A 23,418-nucleotide genomic window follows, 5' to 3' on the forward strand; every position below is an offset into this window, starting at 1 on the left:
AGATCCATCAGTGGTTCAGCCCGTACTTCTTCACTTTGTCGAACAGCGTGGTCTTGGCCATGCCCAGTTCCTGGCTGGCCTGGGTCAGGTTGCCGCCGCTGCGTTGCAGGGCGTCGTTCAACAGGTTGCGTTCGAAGGCTTCCACCGCTTCGGCGAACGTCAGGTCCTGGGCAATGGCACCCGTGCCGGTTTTCTTGAACGCTGGCAGGCCGAGGGCGAAACGCTCGGCGACGTTGCGCAGTTCGCGCACGTTGCCCGGCCAGTCGTGGCTCATCAGGCTTGAAACGGTCTGGTTATCCAGTTCCGGCGCGGCGCGGTCGAAACGCAGGGACGACTGCTGCAGGAAGTATTCGAACAGTTGCAGGATGTCTTCACGGCGCTCGCGCAGCGGCGGCAGTTCCAGGGTCACCACGTTGAGGCGGTAATACAGGTCGCTGCGGAACTCGCCGGCCTTGCTCGATTCGTCAAGGTCGGACTTGGTCGCGGCGATCACCCGGCAATCCACCGTCACGCTCTGGTTCGAACCCAGGCGTTCCAGGGTACGCTCCTGCAACACCCGCAGCAGTTTGATCTGTAAGGGCAGGGGCATGCTTTCCACTTCGTCGAGGAACAGCGTGCCGCCGTCGGCGTGCTCGATCTTGCCGATGCGCCGTTTGCCGGCGCCGGTGAAGGCGTTGGCCTCGTGGCCGAAAATCTCGCTTTCGAACAGGTTCTCCGGCAGGCCGCCGCAGTTCAGTGCCACGAAAGCCCGGGTGTGCCGGCGACTGAAATCATGCAGGCACCGGGCGACCAGTTCCTTGCCGGTGCCGGTTTCGCCCTCGATCAAAACGTTGGCCGAGGTATCGGCGACGTTGGCAATCAGTTCGCGCAAGTTTTGCATGGCCGGCGAACGGCCGATGATCCGGCCTTCCAGGGAATCGCGCTCTGCCAGTTGCCGGCGCAACGACGAGACTTCCCGCGCCAGGCTGCGTTGCTCGAGTGCGCGGCGTGCCACATCCACCAGGCGTTCCGGCGAGAAGGGCTTTTCCATGAAGTCATAGGCGCCTTTCTGCATCGCACCGACGGCCATGGAAATATCGCCGTGGCCGGTGATCAACACCACCGGCAGGCTGCGGTCGCGGGCCTTGAGCCGGGTCAGCAGTTCCAGACCATCGATACCCGGCAGGCGAATGTCGCTGATGACGATGCCGGCAAAGTTGTCGCCCACCCGCTCCAGCGCTTCTTCGGCGCTGCCCACGCCGATGCAGGGAATGTCTTCCAGGGACAGCGCCTGCTGGCAGCCGAGCAGCACATGGGGGTCGTCTTCGACGATCAATACACTAAGGTCGTTGTTCATATTGGCTCGGCGGGAGTGGGGCTTACCAACGGTAAACTGAGGACGAATGCGGTACCACCGCTGGCCGGGTGCTCGACACCCAGGTGACCGCCGGTGGCGGCGGCCAGGCTCGCGGAAAGGGTCAGGCCGAGGCCCAGGCCCTGTTCGCCGGGCTTGGTGGTGAAGAAGGGTTCGAACAAATGCTTGCGCGCTTCGGCGTCGATGCCGTGACCGTTATCCCGGACGCGCAATCGGTACTTGCCATCGATCGCCTCGCCTTCGAGCCACAGCACCGGCTGCGGCTGTGCCTGCATGGCATCGAGGGCGTTGCCGATCAGGTTGACCAGGATTTGCTCCAGACGGGTTTGGTCGATCTGCACCTGCACCTCTTCGAAATGACGGTGCACTTGCAAGTGGGCGCTTTCGACCCGTCCGCTCAGCAACTGCAAGGCGGCGTCGACGCCTTTGCCCAGGCAGGCCTGGCCCTTGTCGTCGCCACGCCGGGCGAAGGAGCGCAGGCTGGCGGTGATCCGGCCCATGCGGTCGATCAGTTCGTTGATGGTCTTGAGGTTGGTGCTGGCCACGTCCAGCTGGCCGCGCTCGAGAAAGCGCACGGTGTTGCCGGACAGGGTGCGCAGCGCCGCCAGTGGCTGGTTCAGTTCGTGGGCGATGCTGGTGGACATCTGGCCGATGGCCGCGAGTTTACCGGCCTGTACCAGCTCATCCTGGGCACGACGCAAGGTCTCTTCGGCATGCCGCCGTTCGCGGATCTGACCCTTGAGCCGTTCGTTGCTGGCACGCAGGTCGACGGTGCGTTCGGTAATCCGACGCTCCAGTTGGCTGTTGGCTTCCTGCAGGGCTTCCCGGGCGGCGAGGCGAGTGGCGATCACCTTGCGCCGCTCGTTCCAGGCAATCAGCAGGAACGCCACAAGGCCGAAGGCCACGGCCACCAGGATCCCCTGATTGATCGCTTCGCGGCGCAAGTCCTGCAGTGGCGTGAGCAGGGTGAAATTCCACGGGGTATCGCTTAACTGTCGGGTTTGCGACAGGTAACTGATGTTTTCTTCGTCGGACACCACTTCGCTGTTGGCCGGGAAGGTCAGCTTTTCCACGCCTTCGGACAGGACTTCCCGGGCCAGCGGTTGCAGTTCGTTGAGCGGGAACCAGTAGTACTGAAGGCTGCGAGCCAGCTTTTCCTTGGTCTCGTCGCTCAGTGGCACCACGGATTTCAGGCGTCGCGAAGGGTCGCTGGAGAGGATGATGATGCCGTTTTCGTCGCTGACGAAGGCTTCCAGGCGCGCCCGCTGCCAGCGTTCTTCCATGGCTTCGAGGCGGACCTTGACTACGGCGACGCCAATGATCTTGCCGTGTTCCTCCAGGCCGTGGGCCAGGTAGTAGCCGGGTTCGCCGTTGGTGCTGCCGATGCCGTAGAAGCGCCCCGGCTGGCCGCGCACGGCGTTCTGGAAATAGGCACGGAAGGACAGGTCTTCGCCCAGGTAACTGTCGACATCGCGCCAGTTGCTGGTGGCCATGACACGACCGGTGGTGTCCATCACGTAAATGGCCCGGCTGCGACTGCGTCGGTTCAGGCCTTCAAGGTATTCGTTGACCGTTTGCCGGTGTTCCGGTGTCGGATCGTCCAGCAACGTCGAGACGCTGGTTTCGAGTTCCAGCAGGCTGGGTAGGTAGGTGTATTTGCTGATTTCGCTTTCGACGGCGCGGGCATGCAATTCCAGCTGGCGCTGGCCGTTTTCGCCGAGGCTGCGAATGCCGTAGTGCTCACTGACCCAGAAGCCGATGTAACTCAGTCCGATCATCATGGCGATGATCAGCGGCGGCAGGAACAGATGACGAATCAGGCGGGGTTTCACGGCAAGTGATGGCGACGTGTCGCTATAGGAATTGGGGTCGCATTTCATCACAGATGCCTTGGGTCAAACCACAACACAAATCTTGATATCACCGCCAATCCCACTGTAGGAGCGAGCTTGCTCGCGATGGAGTATCAGCTACATAGGTGCCGACTGACACACCATCGCGAGCAGGCTCGCTCCTACAGTAGGGAGCGGTGTTTTTCTTAGTGCTGCAGAATCTTGTTGAGGAAGTGCTGCGTACGCTCGGCCCGGGCGTTGATATCGCCGAAGAACTCTTCTTTCTTACAGTCCTCGATGATCATGCCCTTGTCCATGAAGATCACCCGGTCGGCCACTTTACGGGCGAAGCCCATTTCGTGGGTCACGCACATCATGGTCATGCCTTCGTGGGCCAGTTGCACCATCACGTCCAGCACCTCGTTGACCATTTCCGGGTCCAGCGCCGAGGTCGGCTCGTCGAACAGCATGACGATCGGGTCCATCGCCAGCGCACGGGCAATCGCCACACGCTGCTGCTGACCACCGGACAATTGGCCCGGATGCTTGTGGGCGTGGGCCGAGAGACCAACGCGCTCCAGCAGTTGCAGGCCTTTCTTGGTCGCTTCTTCCTTGCTGCGACCCAGCACCTTGATCTGCGCGATGGTCAGGTTTTCGGTGATGGTCAGGTGCGGGAACAGTTCGAAATGCTGGAACACCATGCCCACGCGCGAGCGCAGCTTGGGCAGGTTGGTTTTCGGGTCGGCGATGGAGGTGCCGTCGACCACGATGTCACCTTTCTGGAACGGCTCCAGTGCGTTGACGCATTTGATCAGGGTCGACTTGCCGGAACCGGACGGCCCGCACACCACGATCACTTCGCCTTTCTTGACCTCGGTGCTGCAATCGGTCAGCACCTGGAAGTCCCCATACCACTTGTTGATGTTCTTGATAGAGATCATACGGTGATCCTTTTTTGCAGACGCTTGACCAACTGCGAGGCGGCAAAGCTGATGATGAAGTAAACGAGCCCCGCGAAGATCAGGAACTCATTGGAGCGGCCGATGATGTCGCCGCTGGCGCGCGAAGCATTGAGGAAGTCCACCAGGCCGACGGCGTAGACCAGCGAGGTGTCCTGGAACAGGATGATGCTCTGTTGCAGCAACAGCGGGGTCATCTTGCGGAACGCCTGCGGCAGGATGATCAGGCGCATCATCTGGCCATAGGTCATGCCCAGCGCTTGCGCGGCGCCCATCTGGCCCTTGGGGATCGACTGCACGCCGGCGCGGACGATTTCGCAGAAGTACGCCGCTTCGAACATCATGAAGGCCACGATGCACGAGGTGAACGCGCCGATCGGGGTGTCTTCGCCGGTGATCCAGCGCAGCACGAACGGTACCGCCAGGTAGAACCAGGTGATCACCAGCAGCAGCGGAATCGAACGGAAGTAGTTGACGTAGGCGCCGGCCAGGTTCGACAGCAGCTTGCTGTGGGACAGGCGGCACAGCGCCAGGATGGTGCCGAGGACGATCCCGCCGACGACGCCCATGGCCATCAGCTTGAGGGTCATGATCATGCCGTTCCACAGGCCCGGCAGGGACGGGACGATGCCCGAGAAATCGAATTCCATCATTTACCCCCTACGGAGATCAGGCCCGGTACGGCAACCTTCTTCTCGACCATGCGCATCAGCAACATCAGGCTCATGTTCAGGGTGAAGTAGATCAGTGTGGCCAGGGTGAACGCTTCGAACAGGTTGGCCGAGAACTCGGCGGTCTGCTTGGTCTGCGCGAGCAGCTCCATCAGGCCGATCAGCGAGGCCACGGACGAGTTCTTGAAGACGTTGAGAAATTCCGAGGTGAGCGGCGGAATGATGATCCGGTAGGCCTGGGGCAGCAGCACGTTCCAGTAGATCTGCGGCAAGGTGAAACCCATGGCGCGGGCCGCGGATTCCTGGCCCTTCGGCAGGGCCTGGATGCCGGTACGCACCTGTTCGCAAACCCGGGCGGCGGTGAACAGGCCCAGGCACACGACGACGCTGAGGAAGGCCGAGGTGGTCGGGTTCAGGTCCTGCTTGTACCACTCCTGCAGGTCGGGCGGCAGCAGGTCGGGCACCAGGAAGTACCAGATGAACAGCTGAACCAGCAGCGGCACGTTACGGAAGAGTTCGACATAGCAGGTGGCGATGCCCGACACGATGCGGTTCGGCACGGTACGCATGACGCCCAGGACCGAGCCCAGTGTCAGGGCGATGATCCAGGCCACGACGGCGATGCCGATGGTCCAGCCAAGTCCCGAGATGAACCAGTCGAGATAGGTCTCGCTGCCCACGCCGGTGGACTTGAAGAACACGCCCCAGTCCCAGTTGTAATTCATTAGGGTCTCCCCTTGAGATCAATCGATGTACCCGCTTGGGGGAAGCTCCGTTCCCGCCTGAACGTGATATTCAGGCACACGCCACCGGCTCGACAGCCACCGGTTCGAGTGTTTCCAGGTTTGCCAGCAGGAAGTGACAACTCCCGAAAGGGCAACGGCCCTTTCAGGAGATAAGGTTAGTCAGAAATCAGGATTTCTTGTCGTCAGCCGCTTTATCGGTCGGCGTGGCGATCAGGGCCTTGAGCTCGTTGCTCATCGGGAAGTTCAGGTTCACGCCTTTAGGCGGGACTGGCTGCAGGAACCACTTGTCGTAGATCTTGTTGATCTCGCCCGATGCGTAGGTGGACTTGATGGCGTCATCCACGACCTTCTTGAACGGCTCGTCGCCCTTGCGAACCATGCAGCCGTAGATTTCGTAGGACTGTGGAGTACCGGTCACGGCCCAGTCGGACGGCTTCTTGGCCTTGGCCATTTCGCCGGCGAGCAGTACGTCGTCCATCATGAAGGCCACGGCGCGGCCGCTTTCCAGCATCTGGAAGGATTCGCCGTGGTCTTTGGCGGAGATGACGTTCATGCCCATCTGCTTGTCGGCGTTCATCGCCTTGAGGATGCGCTCGGAAGTGGTGCCGGCGGTGGTCACGACGTTCTTGCCCTTGAGGTCGTCGAAGTCCTTGTAGGTGGAGTCTTTCTTGGCCAGCAGGCGGGTGCCGACTTCGAAGATACCGACGGAGAAGTCAACTTGTTGCTGACGCTCGACGTTGTTGGTGGTGGAACCGCATTCCAGGTCCACGGTGCCGTTCTGCACCAGCGGGATACGGGTCTGCGAGGTCACCAGGTTGTACTTGACCTGAAGGTTAGGCAGGTCCAGTTCCTTTTTCAGGGCGTCGACGACTTTCAGCTGCAGGTCGTGGGAGTAGCCCATCGGTTTGCCGGAGGCATCCGCGATGTAGGAGAAAGGAATGGAAGCGTCGCGGTGGCCCAGGGTGATGACGCCGGACTCTTTGATCTTCTTAAGGGTGCCGGTGAGTTCGGCTGCGAAAACTGGTGTGCTGATCAGAGCGGCAGCAATGGCTGCGCCCAGGATATGGGGAACGATGCGCATCAAATTTTCCTCGACATTGTTTTTTTTATGGAGCCAGTTCATCGGCCCTTTTGTGCTTTGAATGCCTGACGGCTCCTGAAGTGTTGGCGCAACAGGCATTCGTCGAAGAAGTGTAGAGCATGACTCGTGCCAGACCAGTCGCGACAGGTCAAGGCATTGATTTATAAGGGGATTAAATATTTGTGGCGGCTTTTTCAGCGCTGAAACATCCGGTTATCCGAACCGACCCGAAGGTCGCGTTCGGAAAACCGAATGGAGGAAGGGCGCAACCCGCTATCAGGGGTATTTGCGCTTGTCCGGTGCCGGCGGGAAGTACTGGTACAACCAGGTTTCACTGAGCGTGCGGTCATTGGTGCGAATGAACAGGCGCAGCTCCACCGGGTCGACGCTGTCATTGGTCGGGTACCAGTCGAACAGGATGCGGAAGCCCTTGATGTCATCGAGCACCAGCACGCTGAAATCCTTCACCTGGCCGTTGGAGCAGGTGACCACCGGTTCAATGCCGGCGCCTGCGGGCAAGCGATCCAGGCCGCCACCGGTGAAATCCACGGCAAAGCGGCGGGCCCAGACTTCCGGGTAGTGCTCGCCAGGCGCCCAGCCCTCGGTGAAGCCGCCCATTCCCGAGCGAGTCGCATGAACCCGGGCCAGCGGCGTGCCTACGGGCGGCAACGCGCTCCAGTACAACTTGTAGCCGTAGTTCAGCGAGTCGCCGGCGGCCACCGGTTTTTTCGGCGTCCAGAAGGCGACGATGTTGTCCATGGTCTCGCCAGTGGTCGGGATCTCAAGCAGGTCCACCGAACCTTCGCCCCATGGCGTCGTTGGCTCGACCCACAGGCTCGGGCGGCGGCTGTACCAGTCGACGGTGTCCTGATAGCTGGCGAAATCGTGATCGGTCTGCACCAGGCCGAAACCTTTCGGATCGTTGTCGGCGAAGGCGTTGAATTGCAGGGTGGCCGGGTTGTTCAGCGGACGGCAGATCCACTCACCGTTACCGCGCCACATCGCCAGGCGGTCGGAGTCGTGAATCTGCGGGTGAATGGTGTCGCACATCCGGCGCTCGTGGGTGCCGCAGCTGAACATGCTGGTCATCGGCGCGATGCCCAGTTGATCGATGGCGGTACGCGCGTTCACGTGGGCATCAACCTCCATCACCACGCGCTCGGCCTGGCAATCGATGTCAAAGCGGTAGGCGCCGGTGGCGCTCGGGGAGTCGAGCAGGGCATAGACCACAAAACGAGTGCTGTCCTTGTCCGGGGTCTCGAACCAGAACTTGGTGAAGTCGGGGAATTCTTCGCGCTTTTTCGCGTAGGTGTCGATGGCCAGGCCGCGCGCCGACAGGCCATATTGGCCAGTGGCATCCACCGCACGGAAGTAGCTGGCGCCGAGGAACGACACCACGTCGTGCTTGTCCAGCTCCGGGGCCTTGAACAGCTTGAAACCGGAGAAGCCCAGGTCGCCGGTCAGCTGCTTGGTGTCGACCGTGGTGTTTTCGTAGTTGAACAGCGCCGGATGGAAGTGCACTTCGCGGGCCATGCGGGTCTTGGGGTCGACGCTGTACATGCGCACCGGTTGCTTGAACCCCATGCCGACGTGGAAGAACTGCACGTCCAGCTGACCTTTGTTGTCTTTCCACAGCGAATGATCGCCGTCGTAGCGGATGGCGTTGAAATTCTGCGGGGTCATGGTCGCCAGCGTCGGCGGCAACACTTGCTTGGTGTCCTGGTAGCGGTTGCTGGCGAGCTGTTTGGCCTGGATCTTCAGGGCATCGAAATCGAAGGCCTTGGCCTCGCCATCGGCGGTCTCTGATGCGGCCCAGGCACGGGCGGCAAGCAGGCCGGTGGCGGACAAACCGGTGTAGGCGGCAATGGCCATGGAGGCTTTGAGCAAGTTCCTGCGGTGCATAAATACAACCTGTCGTGAACAATCCCGCGCCGTTCCTGGCACGTACTGGATCAGAAATTACGGTTCGGACATGCCTTCGGCCAAACGCGACGGACTTTAAACAGATGCCGGATAGCTTAAACCGTTCGATTGCAGAGCAAAAATGATTGATGGCAAGACGCTAGCCCGCCAATGAAACAAGACGTGTCTGGAAACATTTCCGACAGCCCGGTCTGATTTAGAGGGCATTTCTGCTTTTTTCGACTAATTACTCTAAAAACCGCTTTTCAGCGCCGGGAATATTCCTATTCTGTGGTCATGACCGGCTTATGCCCTTCGGGCCGGTACGGTTCAGCGGCCATGGGGCGCTGCCGGAAAAGGGATTAGGGCGATGCGGTTTCTGAAGTTTTCTTTGACGTAGAGAAGGACATCGTCCATGTCGAAAGTACAAGGCATCACCGAAATGTTGGGGATCTTTCCGTGCCTGGGGATCGGGCGGCGAAGGCGACGGCTCAATAGCGAGGAAATGAAGCTGGTGGAGCGGTATCGGGAACTGTCGGAGAGCGACCGGATCGCGATGCGGTATCTGGTGGATGCGATGAGGAGTGTTTCGCGGTTTTGAGCAGACCTGTCTACCGTGAGAGCCATTTGGCTTTTACGGTGGCCAGGCTGGTCAGCTTTCCTGCATCGGCGTCGGCAATGCCGAGGTCGATTGCTTGGCGGAGGGCCAATTGTCGAATGATCAACTGGAAGTAATTTTCTGCATACGAACTGTTACTTGGAATGATTTCAACGACGCTTCGTTCGGCGTTACGAGTTTTGCTCATGATGAGAGTGTCCCATTCGAATGAGTTCTCCTGTAGGAGCGAGCATGCTCGCTCCTACAGGGGACCGGGTTTATCTCTTCAGTTGCAAGTACCCACAACTGGAAACGGTCGCTGTACCTGTATCAAATCAGGCATGTCCCGCCATTTGATCCACGCGTGATATTGGTAATGCAACAAAGGCACCGTGACGCCGGCCCAATGCAATGCACTCAAGCTCGGCAAGTCTTCTGCCGTCGTTGTCTGCGTATTTCGCAACATTGGCACAACCTCATGACTCAACCACTGCCTCAAATTACGGTTTTCGGGGATGAAGTGGTGAACCAGTAACGCGTATCCCCCTGATTCGCTGACCATCAGTGATTCGAGCGTTTTGCCGTTTATCAGTGTCCAGACATGGCGGCGCTGATCGGGATCGAGCTTTTGGATGAGCCGTTCATTCAGCGGTATACCCATCAGGCGACCAAGATCCTGAACACAGAACCAGGCTTGATGGTCCTGCATGAAGGCATGGAGGAAGCGGTTGTGGCGGGTGAAGGCGGTGGGGGTGAAGCACGTAGGTGGCGAGTTTTGAGCGTTCGTAGACATGACGTGATTTCCGTTTTGAGTAAAAACCTCGCCACCAATCCTTCGACAGATTGGGTGGCGAGCCGAGTGGCGTTCGAAGTCGGGACACTTTCGGTCAAAACGGAAGGCAAAAGGCCCGCGCCACACGGCCCACCATGAAGCAGAACTGAAGGCATAAAACAGCCACAGTTCCATGGGCAACGCGCAAGCACCGTTTTGACTTGTTCCGGCTTCGACCCCGGATCGCTGATTGTGCAGCGAAGGGGGCAAAGCCTATAGGTCAGGCGCTCGCGGCGCCAAGTCTACTCTGGCGACGCTTGTTGTAGGAATGAGAGTCTTCGCAAGCAGGCAGGGTCTGTAGGGATTTTCTGTTTTTGCGCGACGTGCAGTGAAACAACACCTGAGGTGCCGTTTTTCCTTTATTTATTCGAAACCAAGGAATGAACTGCAGGTTTTCTCCATGCTGATCGAATTTTCGGTTTCCAATTACCGCTCCTTCCGCGACAGGCAAACCCTGTCGATGGCGGCAACGCCTCGTCTAAGCAAGACTCGCAATCTTTTCTCACCACCCACGAACTCAGAGAGGCTTCCTGACCTATTGAAGGTGGCTGCAATTTACGGCCCGAACGCCTCCGGAAAATCGTCGTTGATACGGGCGATGGGGGTAGTTGGCCGTTTGCTGGTCACGACCTCAGGCTCGAATGGCGAACCGCTCCCGGTCTCACCTTTTCGCTTTGATCGCGCACTGAAGAATGAACCCAGTGTTTTCGAATACAACTTCATCCAATCAGGGCTGCGCTATCGGTTTGTACTTGGATTGACCGGAGAGAGGATTGTTCAAGAACAATTGGTTGCCTATCCGAGAGGAAAAGAAACCCTCCTTTATGACCGCCACTTCGATGCTGAAGGCGAACACTATGTTTTCGGTAAAACGCTGGAGGGTGGCAAAGAGGTCCATTGCGCATGGCGGCGCTTGACTAGCCCAAAAATGTTGTTTCTCGCCCAAGCTGTAACCAACAGCAGTGAAGAATTGCGCCAGTTGCGGGCTCCATTCAGTTGGTTTCAAACCGGGCTTCTCGTGGTTGAACAAAACACTATGATAGGACTGTCTGCGGCATCTATCAGATTTCTTAAGATGGTGTCAGATCACAAAAACGACCTGCGGGACTTTCTTAAAGCGCTGGATATCCCGGTATCAGCCATCGAACTCAATTCAGACGAAGCCGATTCGACCCAGAACAATAAAAAAATCACGCTGAAGGATTTCTTTGCCGCTGCAAAAAAGGACAAGTTGACCCTGACGCACACCAGTATTTCGGGCGATGCGGATTTCGATTTTTCCGAAGAGTCGTGCGGGACAAAGAGCCTGATCGGCTTCTGGTTGCCCTGGTTCATGATGAGTCAGGCAGGTGGTAGCGGAGTCCTTTGTGTTGATGAACTGGACAGTAGCCTGCACTCTGAAATCGTTACTGATTTGATCGGCAAGCATTTGGACAGTGGTCTGGATACTCAGTTGATCTTTGCCACTCACGATACGCATCTTATGAACAAAAAGATCTTACGTCGCGATCAGTTCTGGATTACTGAACGTGATGCTCAAGGCGCCACAAGCCTGTTTTCTGTTCATGACTTTGAGGGACGGGAAAGTGAGGATTTGGAGAAGCGCTACTTTGAAGGCCGTTATCGCGGGTTACCGCTGATAAGGCAGGGATAAGTATGAAAAGTTCGAGCAAATCCTTTGATCGCAAGGCCCCCCGATTCAAACCTCAGCCAAAAGTGCTGGTGCTGTGCGAGGACAGCCAATCAGGGAAGCGGTATCTGGAAGACGCTGCATTTCATTTTCGAGCCAAGGCGCAGGTTGAGATCGTTCACTGTGGAGTAACACACCCAAGCGGTATTGTAGAGCGAGCCGTCGTCCGGCAAAAAAGCTTCGACAAAGTGTTTTGTGTTTTGGATCGCGATACGCATCTCTGCTTTCAGCGCGCAATGAATATTGCCAGCTCCCATCCCAAGATCAGAATCATTGCTTCATATCCCTGCTTCGAGTTCTGGCTTCTTCTGCACTTCGGTTTTAACCGAAAGCCGTTCAGGTCTGTCGGGAAACATTCACCGGGTGATTTGGTGGTGAAGAGTCTGAGAGAGAAACCCAGCATGGAAAAGTACGATAAGGGCAAAGGCACCCGATGTTTCGCCCAACTGCTGGGTGAGCCGTTTGCAACGGCGAGAGTGCTGGCACCGAGGATTCTTGCTGACGTCGTTATCAGTGGTGAACCTAACCCAAGTACCGAAATCCACTTGCTCATGGACGAATTCGAAACGCTTTCAAAACCGCAACTCATCTAAGGTTATCAACCCCTGCCCGCATCTCTACGGGCAGGGTGTTGGACCGAAAGGTGAAATGTTTACCGACTCACCTTCCACGCATCCCCCGCAGGCGCCGAACCGTGGTCATACGGCTTGGCGATCCACATGTACAGCAGCCCCAGGCCGATCACGATGGCAGTGCTCAGGACCATGGCGTAGTTGATGTACCACGCGGCGTCCGGGGTACGCGGCCAGGCCATGTTGATGATGGCGCCGATGCCGTAGGCCAGGGCACCGATGTTGACCAGCCAGCCCCAGGCGCCGAGAGTGAATTTGCCGCTCGGTTTCCAGCCTTTCATGCGTGCGTACAGGGCGCCGAGCACGATCATCTGGAACGCCAGGTAGATGCCGATGGCGGCGAAGCTGACGATGGTGGCGACCGCATCCTGCAGGAAGAAGCCGAGGATGATGATCAGCGCCGGCAGCACGCCGGAGACGAACAGCGCGGCAACCGGCACCTGGGTGTTAGGCGAAATCTTCTTCAGCAGTCGGCTGCCAATCACCATCTCGTCACGGGCGTAGGAGTACAGCAGGCGACTGGCCGCCGCTTGCAGGCTGATGACGCAGGAGATGAAGGAAATCATCACCACGCCCATGACCATTTTCGAGCCCACCGGGCCGAAGGCGTTGTTGAGGATGGTGCCCACCGGGTCCTTGTCGGTGCCGTCGATCACGGCCTTCATGTCCGGTACGGCGAGGATCAGCGCCAGGCAGGCGAACATCGCCGCGACACCGCCGATGTAGATGGTCATGCGCATGGCCACCGGGATTTTCTTGCTCGGGTTCGGGGTTTCTTCGGCCACGTCGCCGCAGGCCTCGAAGCCGTAGTACAGGAACATCCCCGCCAGCGAGGCAGTCAGGAACGCCGGCAGGTACGAGCCGTTGACGCTGATGTCGAAGGTGTTGAACAGCACGCTGATCGGCTGATGACGTTCGAAGATCAGCAGGTACACACCGACGATCACCGCGCCCACCAGTTCGCAGAGAAAGCCGAACATGGCAATGCGCGCCAGCACCTTGGTGCCGCTGAGGTTGACCAGGGTGGCGAACAGCGTCAGCACCAGGGCAATGACGATGTTGGTGTTGTTGCTCGGCTCAAAGCCCAGCATTGCTGCGAGGTAAGGACCGGCGCCGACCGCAACGGCGGCGATGGTCACGCACAGGGCGATGGAGTAGATCCAGCCGACCATCCACGCCCAGCGCTTGCCTACCAGGCGACGGGCCCAGGGGTACACACCACCGGAAATCGGGAACTGCGAAACCACTTCACCGAAGATCAGGCACACCAGCATCTGGCCGCAACCGACCAGCAGATAGGCCCAGAACATCGGTGGCCCGCCGGCGGCGAGGCACAGGCCGAAGAGGGTATACACCCCTACGACCGGGGAGAGGTAGGTGAAGCCCAGGGCGAAGTTTTCCCACAGGCTCATGCTGCGGTTGAAGTTGGAGGTGTAGCCCAGTTTGCGCAGTTGCTCGGCATCGCTGTCGGCAACGACTGAAGTGAGATCGGATGATGAACTCATAAGTGTGCTCCGGAAAATCGGCAGATTTCGGATGTCCGAAACCGTGGCAGGGCCTTGGCGGCGCTGCCCGGATCGGTGGTTTTTGTTGTGTTTGAAACCTGGTGGTGCGTAATGCCGGTCTCGGCCCTGAAACCGTGGGTGACTCCATCGCGGGCAAGCCTTGCTCCCACAGGTTTTGTAGCGCGACAAAAACCTGTGGGAGCAAAGCTTGCTCGCGATGCTTTTAACGCTGTTAGTGCTTGAACATCACATGGCGAACGACGGTGTAGTCCTCCAACCCATACATCGACATGTCCTTGCCGTACCCGGACAGCTTCTGACCGCCGTGAGGCATTTCGCTGACCAGCATGAAGTGCGTGTTGACCCAGGTGCAGCCGTACTGCAGGCGGGCCGACAGACGATGGGCGCGACCCACATCGGCGGTCCACACCGAGGACGCCAGGCCGTAGTCCGAATCATTGGCCCAGCCCAGAACCTGTGCCTCGTCGCTGAATTTCGTCACGGACACCACCGGCCCGAACACTTCGCGGCGAACGATTTCGTCGTCCTGTTGCGCGTCGGCCAGCACGGTCGGCTCAAAGAAGAAGCCATTGCCATCCACTGCCTTGCCGCCGGTGATCAGGCGAATGTGCGGTTGCGCGATGGCGCGCTCGACGAAACCGGCCACGCGGTCGCGGTGTTGCGCGGTGATCAGCGGGCCGAGTTCGGTCGACGGATCATCCTGCACGCCGTACTTGATGCTGCTCACGGCGGCACCGAGCTTCTCGACGAACTTCTCGTAGATGCCTTCCTGTGCATAGATGCGGCAGGCGGCGGTGCAGTCTTGCCCGGCGTTGTAGAAACCGAAGGTGCGGATGCCTTCCACGGCCGCATCGATGTCAGCGTCGTCGAAGATGATCACCGGGGCCTTGCCACCCAGTTCCATGTGCATGCGTTTGACGCTGTCGGCGGTGCTGGAAATGATGTTCGAGCCGGTGGCGATGGAACCGGTCAGCGACACCATGCGCACTTTCGGGTGGGTGACCAGCGGGCTGCCAACGGTTGGACCACGACCGAATACGAGGTTGAGTACGCCAGCCGGGAAAATGTCCGACGCCAGTTGCGCCAGGCGCAGGGCGGTCAGCGGGGTTTGCTCCGACGGTTTGAGCACCACGGTATTGCCGGCGGCCAGGGCCGGGGCGATTTTCCAGGCGACCATCATCAACGGGTAGTTCCACGGCGCGATGGAGGCAATCACGCCCACCGGGTCGCGGCGGATCATCGAGGTGTGGCCTGGCAGGTACTCGCCACCGGCCGAACCGCTCATGCAACGGCTGGCGCCGGCGAAGAAACGGAACACGTCGGCGATCGCCGGGATCTCGTCGTTCAGTGCGGCGCTGTAAGGCTTGCCGCAGTTGTCCGACTCCAGCTTGGCCAACTCTTCGCCGTGGGCTTCGATGGCGTCGGCGAGTTTGAGCAGCAGCAGCGAGCGCTCCTTTGGCGGGGTCTGCGACCAACTGTCGAACGCGGCATCGGCGGCGCGCACCGCGGCATCGACCTGGGCTTCGCTGGCTTCGCTGATTTCCACCAGCACTCGGCCCAGCGCCGGGTTGAACACCGGCTGTGCGGGGCCTTCGCCGTTGACCAGTTGGCCGTTGATCAGGAGTTGGGTTTGCATGGTTTTGTCCTCTTCAAAGCTGTTCTTGTTTTGAATACGGTCCCTGTAGGAGCGAGCCTGCTCGCGATAGCGGTCTGACCGGCGACATCTGTGTTGAATGTCAGTCAGTCATCGCGAGCAGGCTCGCTCCTACAGGGGATAGTGGATGTCTGTTGTTGGTTTACTTCCCGCCACTCCCCGCGACGCTTTCACCGCCCCGGGTCAGGTAATAGGCGCCGAGAATCGGCAGCATGGTCACCATCATCACCAGCATCGCCACGACGTTGGTCACCGGCACATCCCGTGGGCGGCTGAGCTGGTTGAGCAGCCACAGCGGCAGGGTCCGTTCGTGGCCGGCGGTGAAGGTGGTGACGATGATTTCGTCGAACGACAGCGCGAACGCCAACATGCCGCCGGCCAGCAACGCCGAGCCCAGGTTCGGCAGGATGATGTAGCGGAAGGTCTGCCAGCCGTCGGCGCCGAGGTCCATCGAGGCCTCGATCAAACTGTGGGAAGTGCGGCGCAAGCGGGCGATGACGTTGTTGTAGACGATCACCACGCAGAAGGTCGCGTGGCCGACGATGATGGTGAACATCCCCGGCTCGATCCCCAGCGTCTTGAAGGTCGCCAGCAGGGCAATCCCGGTGATGATTCCCGGCAGGGCAATCGGCAGGATCAGCATCAGCGAGATCCCTTGCTTGCCGAAGAAATCCCGGCGGTACAACGCCGCCGACGCCAGGGTCCCAAGGACCAGGGCAATCAGCGTGGCGATCGAGGCGATTTGAAGCGACAGCTTGATCGCTTCCAGCACGTCGGGCCGGGCGAACGCCACGCCGATCCACTTCAGGGTGAAGCCCTTGGGCGGAAAGCTGAACGCCGCGTCTTCGGTGTTGAAGGCGTACATGAAGATGATCAGGATCGGGAAGTGCAGGAACACCAACCCGCCCCAGGCTGCGATTTTCAGGCCTAAAGAGGCTTTCTCAGAGTGCATCGAAGGCCCCCAGACGTTTGACGATGGACAGGTAGATGGCGATCAGCACGATCGGCACCAGGGTGAACGCGGCGGCCATCGGCATGTTGCCGATCGCACCTTGCTGGGCATACACCATGCTGCCCACGAAGTAGCCCGGCGGGCCCACCAGTTGCGGCACGATGAAGTCGCCCAGGGTCAGCGAAAACGTGAAGATGGAACCGGCGGCAATCCCCGGCACCGACAGCGGCAGGATCACCTGCATGAAGGTCTGGCGTGGCTTGGCGCCGAGGTCGGCGGAAGCTTGCAGCAGCGACGGCGGCAGGCGTTCCAGCGAGGCCTGGATCGGCAGGATCATGAACGGCAGCCAGATGTAGACGAACACCATGAAGCGGCCCAGGTGCGAGGTCGACAAGGTACTGCCACCCACGCCCGGAATGCCCAGCACGACGTGCAACAGCGACTCCATCCCCAAGTGCTGGACGAACCACTGCGCCACGCCGCCCTTGGCCAGCAGCAGCGTCCAGGCATAGGCCTTGACGATGTAACTGGCCCACATCGGCATCATCACCGCGATGTAGAAAAACGCCTTGGTCTTGCCGGTGGTGTAGCGCGCCATGTAGTAGGCAATCGGGAACGCGACGATGGCGCTGGCGATGGACACGACGATGGCCATGCTCAGGGTGCGCAGGATGATGTCGAAGTTCGAGGGCTGGAACAGCGCGGCGAAATTCGCCAGGGTCAGGTCGGGAGTGACCGCCATGGTGAAGTCGTCGAAGGTGTAGAAGCCTTGCCACAGCAGCGTCAGCAAAGAGCCCAGGTAAATGGCGCCGAACCACAGCAGCGGCGGTACCAGCAGCATCGACAGGTACAGGTTCGGCCGGCGATACAGCAGGTTGGAAAACCTGCGTAGCGCGGAGCCGCCCGCTGTCGTTTCAGAGATAGCCATGGTGTTCATCTCACACCCCGCTCGCCAGGGTGTCGTGCAACGGGATCATGGCCTCGCGAGCCCAGCGCGCGGTCATGCGTTGCCCGGTCTGGTGCTGGGCGCTGGTGTCGAGCCATTGGTTGTTGGCCTGGCTGATGTTCAGGGTCTGGCCGTTATCCAGCTTCAATTCATAGCGGGTGGCGCTGCCCTGGTACTGGATGTCGTGCAGGAGCCCGGTGATCTCGATCTCGTGACTGGCCAGCGGGCCGTTGGCGAAACGCACGTGTTCCGGGCGGATCGAAAACGGCTGTGGATTGCCGCTCAACTCACGGGCCAGGTCGCCGCGAATCACGTTGGAGGTGCCGACGAATTCTGCGACGAAGGTGGTCGACGGTTTCATGTACAGGTTGCGTGGTGAGTCGACCTGTTCGATACGGCCTTTGTTGAACACCGCAACGCGGTCGGACATCGACAGCGCTTCGGTCTGGTCGTGGGTAACGAAAATGAAGGTGATGCCGAGCTGGCGTTGCAGCTTCTTCAGCTCGCCCTGCATTTGCTCGCGCAGCTTCAGGTCCAGCGCGCCGAGGGGTTCGTCGAGCAGCAGCACTCGCGGGCGGTTGACCAGGGCACGGGCCAGGGCCACGCGCTGGCGCTGGCCGCCGGAGAGCTGTACCGGCTTGCGCTCGCCGTAGCCGCCGAGGGCGACCATGTCGAGGGCTTCTTCGGCGCGCTTGAGGCGTTCGCCCTTGGCCACGCCCTTGACTTTCAAACCGTAGGCGACGTTGTCGCGTACGTTCATGTGCGGGAACAACGCGTAATCCTGGAACACGGTGTTCACGTCACGCTGATACGGCGGCAGCCCGGCGGCTTCCTCGCCATGAATACGGATGGAGCCTGCGCTCGGTTGTTCAAAACCGGCGATCAGGCGCAGACAGGTGGTTTTGCCCGAACCCGAAGGCCCCAGCATGGAGAAAAACTCGCCGTCCTGGATGTCGATGGAAACCCGGTCAACGGCTTTCACTTCGCCGAACTGACGGGAAACGTTGGTGAACTGGACTGCAAGCGTCATGGTGCGGTGCTCCAAAAAGGCGAGGGCCGTCGCAGCGGCCCTGCCTGGACTTCTGAAATCTTCATTGATGATCGTTCCCACGCTCCGCGTGGGAATGCCTCCCCGGACGCTCTGCGTCCGCTTCGGCGTGTGACGCAGAGCGTCACTGGCTGCATTCCCACGCGGAGCGTGGGAACGAGATGTGTGTGTTATCTGCCGCCCATGATCGCGATGTAGTCCTGGGTCCAGCGGCTGTACGGCACGAACTTGCCGCCCTCGGCCTGCGGGGTTTTCCAGAAGGCGATCTTGTCGAAATTGTCGAAACCGTTGGTCTTGCAGCCCTCGGCGCCGAGCAGTTCGCTTTCCTTGCACGCCGCTGGTACCGCTGGCAACGAGCCGAACCAGGCCGCTACGTCACCCTGGACTTTCGGTTGCAGCGACCAGTCCATCCACTTGTAGGCGCAGTTGGGGTGCTTGGCGTCGGTGTGCATCATGGTGGTGTCGGCCCACCCGGTAGCGCCTTCTTTCGGGATGGTCGAGGCGATCGGCTGTTTCTCGTTCACCAGGCCGTTGACCTGATACGGCCAGGCGCCGGAGGCGACCACGCCTTCGTTCTTGAAGTCGCTCATTTGTACAGTGGTGTCATGCCAGTAGCGGTGGATCAGCGGCTGCTGCGCGCGCAACAGATCGAGCACCGCCTTGTATTGCTCTTCAGTCAGTTCGTAGGGGTTCTTGATCCCCAGTTCCGGCTTGGCGGTCTTCAGGTACAGCGCCGCGTCAGCGATGTAGATCGGGCCGTCATAGGCCTGAACGCGGCCCTTGTTCGCTTTGCCGTCCGGCAGGTTTTCCGCGTTGAACACCACGCCCCAGCTATCCGGCGCGGTCTTGAACACGTTGGTGTTGTACATCAGCACGTTCGGGCCCCACTGGTACGGGGTGCCGTAGACCTGCTTGTTGACCACGTACCACGGCGCATCTTTCAGGCGCGGGTCGAGGTTCTTCCAGTTCGGGATCAGCGCGGTGTTGATCGGCTGCACACGCTTGCCGACGATCAGGCGCAGGGAGGCGTCGCCAGAGGCGGTGACCAGGTCGTAACCGCCCTTGGCCATCAGGCTGACCATCTCATCGGAGGTGGCGGCGGTTTTCACGTTGACCTTGCAGCCGGTTTCCTTCTCGAAACCGGTGACCCAGTCGTAAGCCTTGTCGCTTTCGCCACGTTCGATGTAGCCGGGCCACGCCACAATATCCAACTGGCCTTCGCCGGCGCCGACAGCCTTCAGCGGCTCGGCGGCCTGGACACAGGCACTGGCCAGCAGCGCGGTGGTGATTGCACTGAGCAGTGCGGTCTTGTGCACGAACATGGGAATTCCCTCTTCTTTAAATTATGGTCGGGGCAGTTTTGAACGTGGTGAAGCATGCCGTTGGCGGCTTGTTATTAGCGTAGTCAGAGATGTTGCCCGTGGCGCGCCATGATGTGCCGCACCACGCTGTAGTCCTGCAGTGAATCGCTGGACAGGTCCTTGCCGTAGCCCGAGCGCTTGAGGCCGCCGTGAGGCATTTCGCTGACCAGCATGAAATGGCTGTTGATCCAGGTGCAGCCGTACTGCAGGCGCGCGGCGACCTGCATCGCCTTGTCCAGGTTCTGCGTCCAGACCGAGGACGCCAGGCCGTATTCCGAGTCGTTGGCCCAGTCCACCGCATGCTCCAGTTGATCGAAGCGGGTCACGGTGACCACCGGGCCGAACACCTCGCGCTGGACGATTTCGTCGCTCTGTTTGCAGCCGGCCAGCAAGGTCGGCTGGTAGTAGAAACCGGCGCCTGAATGCACAGCCGCACCGGTCACTCGTTCGATGTGTGGCTGGCCGAGGGCGCGTTCGACGAAGCTGGCCACGCGGTCGCGCTGGCGGGTGCTGATCAATGGGCCGATTTCGTTGTCGGCGTCGCGCTTGCCGGCAAAGCGCAGGCTGCTCACTGCCGCACCGAGTTCCGCCACCAGACGGTCGTGAATTCCGGCCTGTGCGTAGACCCGGCACGCGGCGGTGCAATCCTGGCCGGCGTTGTAGTAACCGTAGGTGCGCACGCCTTCGACCACGGCCTGGATGTCGGCATCGTTGCAGACGATCACCGGGGCCTTGCCGCCGAGTTCAAGGTGCGTGCGCTTGAGGGTTTTCGACGCGGCCTGAAGGATTTTCTGGCCGGTGACGATGTCGCCGGTCAGCGACACCATGCGCACCTTGGGGTGGCTGACCAGATGGCTGCCGACGCCTTCGCCACCACCACACACAATGTTGATCACACCGGGTGGCAGGATCTCGGCCAGTGCCGGTGCGAGCGCGAGGATCGATAGCGGGGTATGTTCGGAGGGTTTGAATACCAGCGTATTGCCGGCGGCCAGGGCCGGGGCGATTTTCCACGCGGCCATCATGATTGGGTAGTTCCACGGCGCAATCGACGCCACCACGCCAATCGGATCGCGGCGCACCATGCTGGTATAGCCCGGCAGGTATTCGCCGCTGAGCTGGCCGGTCTGGCAACGCACGGCACCGGCGAAGAAGCGGAATACATCGACCGTGGCCGTCAGGTCATCCTGACGGGCCAGGTGCAGTGGCTTGCCGCAATTGAGGGCTTCGAGGCGGGCGAGCAGGTCGGCGTTTTTTTCGATGGCGTTGGCGATGTCGAGCAACAGGTTCGAGCGTTGCTGCGGCGTGGTCCGCGACCAGCCGGCGAAGGCGCGGTGGGCGGCAAGGATGGCGGCTTCGACTTGTTCGGTGCTGGCTTCGGCGATTTGCGTCAGCACTTCCCCGGTGGCGGGGTTGAGGATCGGTTCGACAAAACCCTGGCCCGCGACCAATTCGCCATCGATCAACAACGCGGTGAACAACGGGGTCTGCGCGCCAGCCATTTTTCGGGTTCTCTTTTCTTGTAAGGCCATGCTGCTCCCTGTGACTGGGGGCCGGCCGTCTTATATAGATGGATCAAGACTAGTGCGCGGACCCGAGGTCGACAAATTCTAAATACTGAAGGTGGCGTTCGATTAAATAGATGGCTTGCGTCCGCCGTGGGGTTGCTCGCGGGCGACGGTCAGGAATGGGTCCACCAGCGCCGGGCGTGCGGTGCCGCGACGCCAGGCCAGGCCGACGTCGAGGGTCTGGCTGAGGTCGGCGATCGGCCGCGCTTCGATGATGTCGCCCTCCAGCGACCACGGGCGGTAGGTCATGTCTGGCTGAATCGACACGCCCAGCCCGGCGGCCACCAGGCTTCGCACCGCTTCGGTCGAGGCGGTGCGCAAGGTGATGCGTGGCTGCAGGGACGCTGCCGTCCACATGCGCTGGGCGTTGCGGTCCATTTCATCGACGTTCAACTGAATCAAGGGCTCGCGGGCGACGTCGGCGAGGTTGATGCTGTCGTGTTCCAGCAGCGGGTGCTGGGCTGGCAGCCATAGTCGGTGGGGCGAGTGGGTCAGCACTTCGGTCTGCAAAGCGTGGCGGTCTTCGAGGTTGGAAAGGATCAGCACGCCGACATCGATCTCGCCGCTGACCAGCAAATGCTCGATGTACGGGCGTTCGTCCTCCATCACGCGGATTTCCACGTTGGGGTAGGCGCGCTGGAAGCGGGTGAGCAAATCCGCCAGGTAGTAACCGGCTACCAGACTGGTTACCCCGACGATCAATTGCCCGGCCACCTGGTCGGTGCTCTGTTGCAGGCTGCGCTTGGCGTTATCGACGGTGGCGAGAATCAGGTGTGCCTGGCGCAGGAACTGATGGCCCTGGTGGGTCAGGGTCATGCCCTTGGCGTGGCGGCTGAACAGGCTGACGCCAATTTCCTCTTCCAGTTGCTGGATCGCCAGGGTCAGGGTGGACTGGGAAATGAACGCGGTTTGCGCGGCGGCGGAGATCGAGCCGGTCTCGGCCACGGCGATGAAATGGCGGATCTGACGCAAGGTCATCATGGGATGGGTACCCGGTGGGCTGTTTTTATCGATTCGGTCGAGTGTATATCGAATTTTCCGAAAGCAGCTGCAAGCCGTGAGCTTCTAGCTGCAAGTGAAGGGGCAGCGGAGCAACATCTGGAAGCACTCTCGCGGGCGGGCGTCGGGCACTTTCGAACTAGGCTGGGGGCCTTATTAGCCGGATAAATCCTGTTACGGAGGCGCAAATGAACACCCGTGGATTGCTTGATCAACTGTTGAAATCGGGTCAGGAGCTTTTGCAGAACAAGGCCGGTGGCACACAGAACAAGAGTGCCGGCGGTCTCGGCAGCCTGTTGTCAGGGGCGGGCGGTGGCGCTTTGGCGGCTGGCGCGATGGGGCTGCTGCTGGGCAGCAAGAAGGCGCGCAAGGTAGGCGGCAAAGTCGCGGTTTATGGCGGTCTCGCCGCGTTGGGCGTCCTGGCCTACAAGGCCTATGGCAATTGGCAGGCCCAGCAGGGCGCGGCGCCGAAAAATGAACCGCAGACTCTCGATCGCCTGCCCGCCGCACAAGTGGAGCAACACAGCCAGGCGATTCTCAAGGCCCTGGTGGCGGCAGCCAAGGCGGACGGTCACATCGACGAGCGTGAGCGCGAGCTGATCGAAGGCGAATTCGTCAAACTCGACAACGATCAGGAGCTACGGCACTGGCTGCACGCCGAGCTCAACAAGCCCTTGGACCCGAGCGACGTTGCCCGCGCCGCCCGCACCCCGGAAATGGCGGCGGAGATGTACATCGCCAGCGTCATGCTGGTGGACGAGGAGAGTTTCATGGAGAAGTCCTACCTCGATGAGCTGGCGCGCCAGCTCAAGCTGGAACCTGGGTTGAAGGCCGAGCTGGAGAAGCAGGTGCGTTTGGCTTCCGCGTAGGTCTCCAGGCCGCCATCGCGGGCAAGCCTTGCTCCTACAGGATTCTGGTTGGCAGAAATTTTGTGAACGACGCGATCCTGTAGGAGCAAGGCTTGCCCGCGATGGCGTACTCAACCACACCTCATCTCTCAATGACCAATCCGCCGCCCCTTTCTGCCAAATCACCACTGGCACAAATCCCCCGCGATAGCCGACAGT

General features: G+C 60.3%; 21 protein-coding genes. 4 read left to right on the forward strand and 17 right to left on the reverse strand.

What is annotated here, in order from left to right; translation table 11 throughout:
* Positions 1-7: 7 nt before the first annotated feature.
* The 7 genes from DKY63_RS25165 to DKY63_RS25195 all read right to left on the reverse strand — a co-directional run bounded on the left by DKY63_RS25165 (position 8) and on the right by DKY63_RS25195 (position 8,545).
* Positions 8-1,336 carry a sigma-54-dependent transcriptional regulator gene (locus DKY63_RS25165; protein WP_110966583.1) on the reverse strand — a complete coding sequence of 443 codons (1,329 nt, stop codon included), beginning with the start codon at positions 1,334-1,336 and terminating at the stop codon, positions 8-10.
* Positions 1,333-3,234 (reverse strand): sensor histidine kinase, encoded by a 1,902-nt coding sequence (locus DKY63_RS25170; protein ID WP_110966584.1) that lies wholly within the window; start codon positions 3,232-3,234, stop codon positions 1,333-1,335. The genes DKY63_RS25165 and DKY63_RS25170 overlap by 4 nt, the downstream gene beginning before the upstream one ends.
* A gap of 158 nt (positions 3,235-3,392) precedes the next feature.
* Entirely contained in the window at positions 3,393-4,127 is a 735-nt protein-coding gene (locus tag DKY63_RS25175) for an amino acid ABC transporter ATP-binding protein (RefSeq protein WP_110966585.1), read from the reverse strand.
* The gene (locus tag DKY63_RS25180) at positions 4,124-4,795 is read right to left on the reverse strand and encodes an amino acid ABC transporter permease (RefSeq protein ID WP_110966586.1); all 672 of its coding nucleotides are present in this window, start codon (positions 4,793-4,795) and stop codon (positions 4,124-4,126) included. The genes DKY63_RS25175 and DKY63_RS25180 overlap by 4 nt, the downstream gene beginning before the upstream one ends.
* On the reverse strand, positions 4,795-5,541 hold the full coding sequence (locus tag DKY63_RS25185; RefSeq protein WP_110966587.1) for an amino acid ABC transporter permease: 747 nt from the start codon (positions 5,539-5,541) through the stop codon (positions 4,795-4,797). Before DKY63_RS25185 ends, DKY63_RS25180 begins: the two co-directional genes overlap by 1 nt.
* A 187-nt stretch (positions 5,542-5,728) precedes the next feature.
* Positions 5,729-6,643 carry a glutamate/aspartate ABC transporter substrate-binding protein gene (locus tag DKY63_RS25190; RefSeq protein ID WP_110967980.1) on the reverse strand — a complete coding sequence of 305 codons (915 nt, stop codon included), beginning with the start codon at positions 6,641-6,643 and terminating at the stop codon, positions 5,729-5,731.
* A 276-nt stretch (positions 6,644-6,919) separates the two neighbouring features.
* Positions 6,920-8,545: a glucan biosynthesis protein D gene (locus DKY63_RS25195; protein ID WP_110966588.1), complete on the reverse strand. Its 1,626-nt coding sequence runs from the start codon at positions 8,543-8,545 to the stop codon at positions 6,920-6,922.
* 415 nt (positions 8,546-8,960) lie between these two features.
* Here DKY63_RS25195 and DKY63_RS25200 point away from each other — a divergent pair, with 415 nt between their 5' ends.
* A complete protein-coding gene (locus DKY63_RS25200) occupies positions 8,961-9,146 on the forward strand; it encodes a hypothetical protein (protein WP_110966589.1) in 186 nt (61 codons plus the stop codon).
* A 10-nt stretch (positions 9,147-9,156) separates the two neighbouring features.
* On the opposite strand, the gene DKY63_RS32725 is transcribed toward DKY63_RS25200, so the two are convergent.
* Positions 9,157-9,351, reverse strand: coding sequence for a hypothetical protein (locus tag DKY63_RS32725; RefSeq protein ID WP_110966590.1), 195 nt, complete (start codon positions 9,349-9,351; stop codon positions 9,157-9,159).
* Between the two features lie 78 nt (positions 9,352-9,429).
* On the reverse strand, positions 9,430-9,936 hold the full coding sequence (locus DKY63_RS25210) for a BRO-N domain-containing protein (protein WP_110966591.1): 507 nt from the start codon (positions 9,934-9,936) through the stop codon (positions 9,430-9,432).
* Between the two features lie 439 nt (positions 9,937-10,375).
* Here DKY63_RS25210 and DKY63_RS25215 point away from each other — a divergent pair, with 439 nt between their 5' ends.
* A complete protein-coding gene (locus DKY63_RS25215) occupies positions 10,376-11,629 on the forward strand; it encodes an AAA family ATPase (protein WP_110966592.1) in 1,254 nt (417 codons plus the stop codon).
* 2 nt (positions 11,630-11,631) lie between these two features.
* Complete coding sequence (locus DKY63_RS25220; protein ID WP_110966593.1) at positions 11,632-12,258, forward strand: RloB family protein; 627 nt, start codon at positions 11,632-11,634, stop codon at positions 12,256-12,258.
* A gap of 59 nt (positions 12,259-12,317) precedes the next feature.
* On the opposite strand, the gene DKY63_RS25225 is transcribed toward DKY63_RS25220, so the two are convergent.
* The 8 genes from DKY63_RS25225 to DKY63_RS25260 all read right to left on the reverse strand — a co-directional run bounded on the left by DKY63_RS25225 (position 12,318) and on the right by DKY63_RS25260 (position 22,333).
* Positions 12,318-13,802: an APC family permease gene (locus DKY63_RS25225; protein WP_110966594.1), complete on the reverse strand. Its 1,485-nt coding sequence runs from the start codon at positions 13,800-13,802 to the stop codon at positions 12,318-12,320.
* A 232-nt stretch (positions 13,803-14,034) separates the two neighbouring features.
* Entirely contained in the window at positions 14,035-15,459 is a 1,425-nt protein-coding gene (locus DKY63_RS25230) for a gamma-aminobutyraldehyde dehydrogenase (RefSeq protein ID WP_110966595.1), read from the reverse strand.
* A gap of 160 nt (positions 15,460-15,619) precedes the next feature.
* A complete protein-coding gene (locus DKY63_RS25235; protein ID WP_110966596.1) occupies positions 15,620-16,429 on the reverse strand; it encodes an ABC transporter permease in 810 nt (269 codons plus the stop codon).
* Positions 16,419-17,366 (reverse strand): ABC transporter permease, encoded by a 948-nt coding sequence (locus DKY63_RS25240; RefSeq protein ID WP_110966597.1) that lies wholly within the window; start codon positions 17,364-17,366, stop codon positions 16,419-16,421. Before DKY63_RS25240 ends, DKY63_RS25235 begins: the two co-directional genes overlap by 11 nt.
* 1 nt (position 17,367) lies before the next feature.
* Complete coding sequence (locus DKY63_RS25245) at positions 17,368-18,405, reverse strand: ABC transporter ATP-binding protein (protein ID WP_110966598.1); 1,038 nt, start codon at positions 18,403-18,405, stop codon at positions 17,368-17,370.
* Between the two features lie 188 nt (positions 18,406-18,593).
* Positions 18,594-19,745: a putative ABC transporter substrate-binding protein YdcS gene (ydcS, locus tag DKY63_RS25250; RefSeq protein ID WP_110966599.1), complete on the reverse strand. Its 1,152-nt coding sequence runs from the start codon at positions 19,743-19,745 to the stop codon at positions 18,594-18,596.
* An 83-nt stretch (positions 19,746-19,828) separates the two neighbouring features.
* Positions 19,829-21,316: a gamma-aminobutyraldehyde dehydrogenase gene (locus tag DKY63_RS25255; protein ID WP_110966600.1), complete on the reverse strand. Its 1,488-nt coding sequence runs from the start codon at positions 21,314-21,316 to the stop codon at positions 19,829-19,831.
* Positions 21,317-21,418: 102 nt separating this feature from the next.
* A complete protein-coding gene (locus tag DKY63_RS25260) occupies positions 21,419-22,333 on the reverse strand; it encodes a LysR family transcriptional regulator (RefSeq protein ID WP_110966601.1) in 915 nt (304 codons plus the stop codon).
* Positions 22,334-22,539: 206 nt separating this feature from the next.
* On the opposite strand from DKY63_RS25260, the gene DKY63_RS25265 reads away from it, so the two are divergent.
* Entirely contained in the window at positions 22,540-23,220 is a 681-nt protein-coding gene (locus tag DKY63_RS25265) for a tellurite resistance TerB family protein (RefSeq protein WP_110966602.1), read from the forward strand.
* The last annotated feature ends 198 nt before the right edge of the window (positions 23,221-23,418 follow it).

The sequence above is a fragment of the Pseudomonas putida genome (genome assembly GCF_003228315.1).
GTDB lineage: Bacteria > Pseudomonadota > Gammaproteobacteria > Pseudomonadales > Pseudomonadaceae > Aquipseudomonas > Aquipseudomonas putida_S.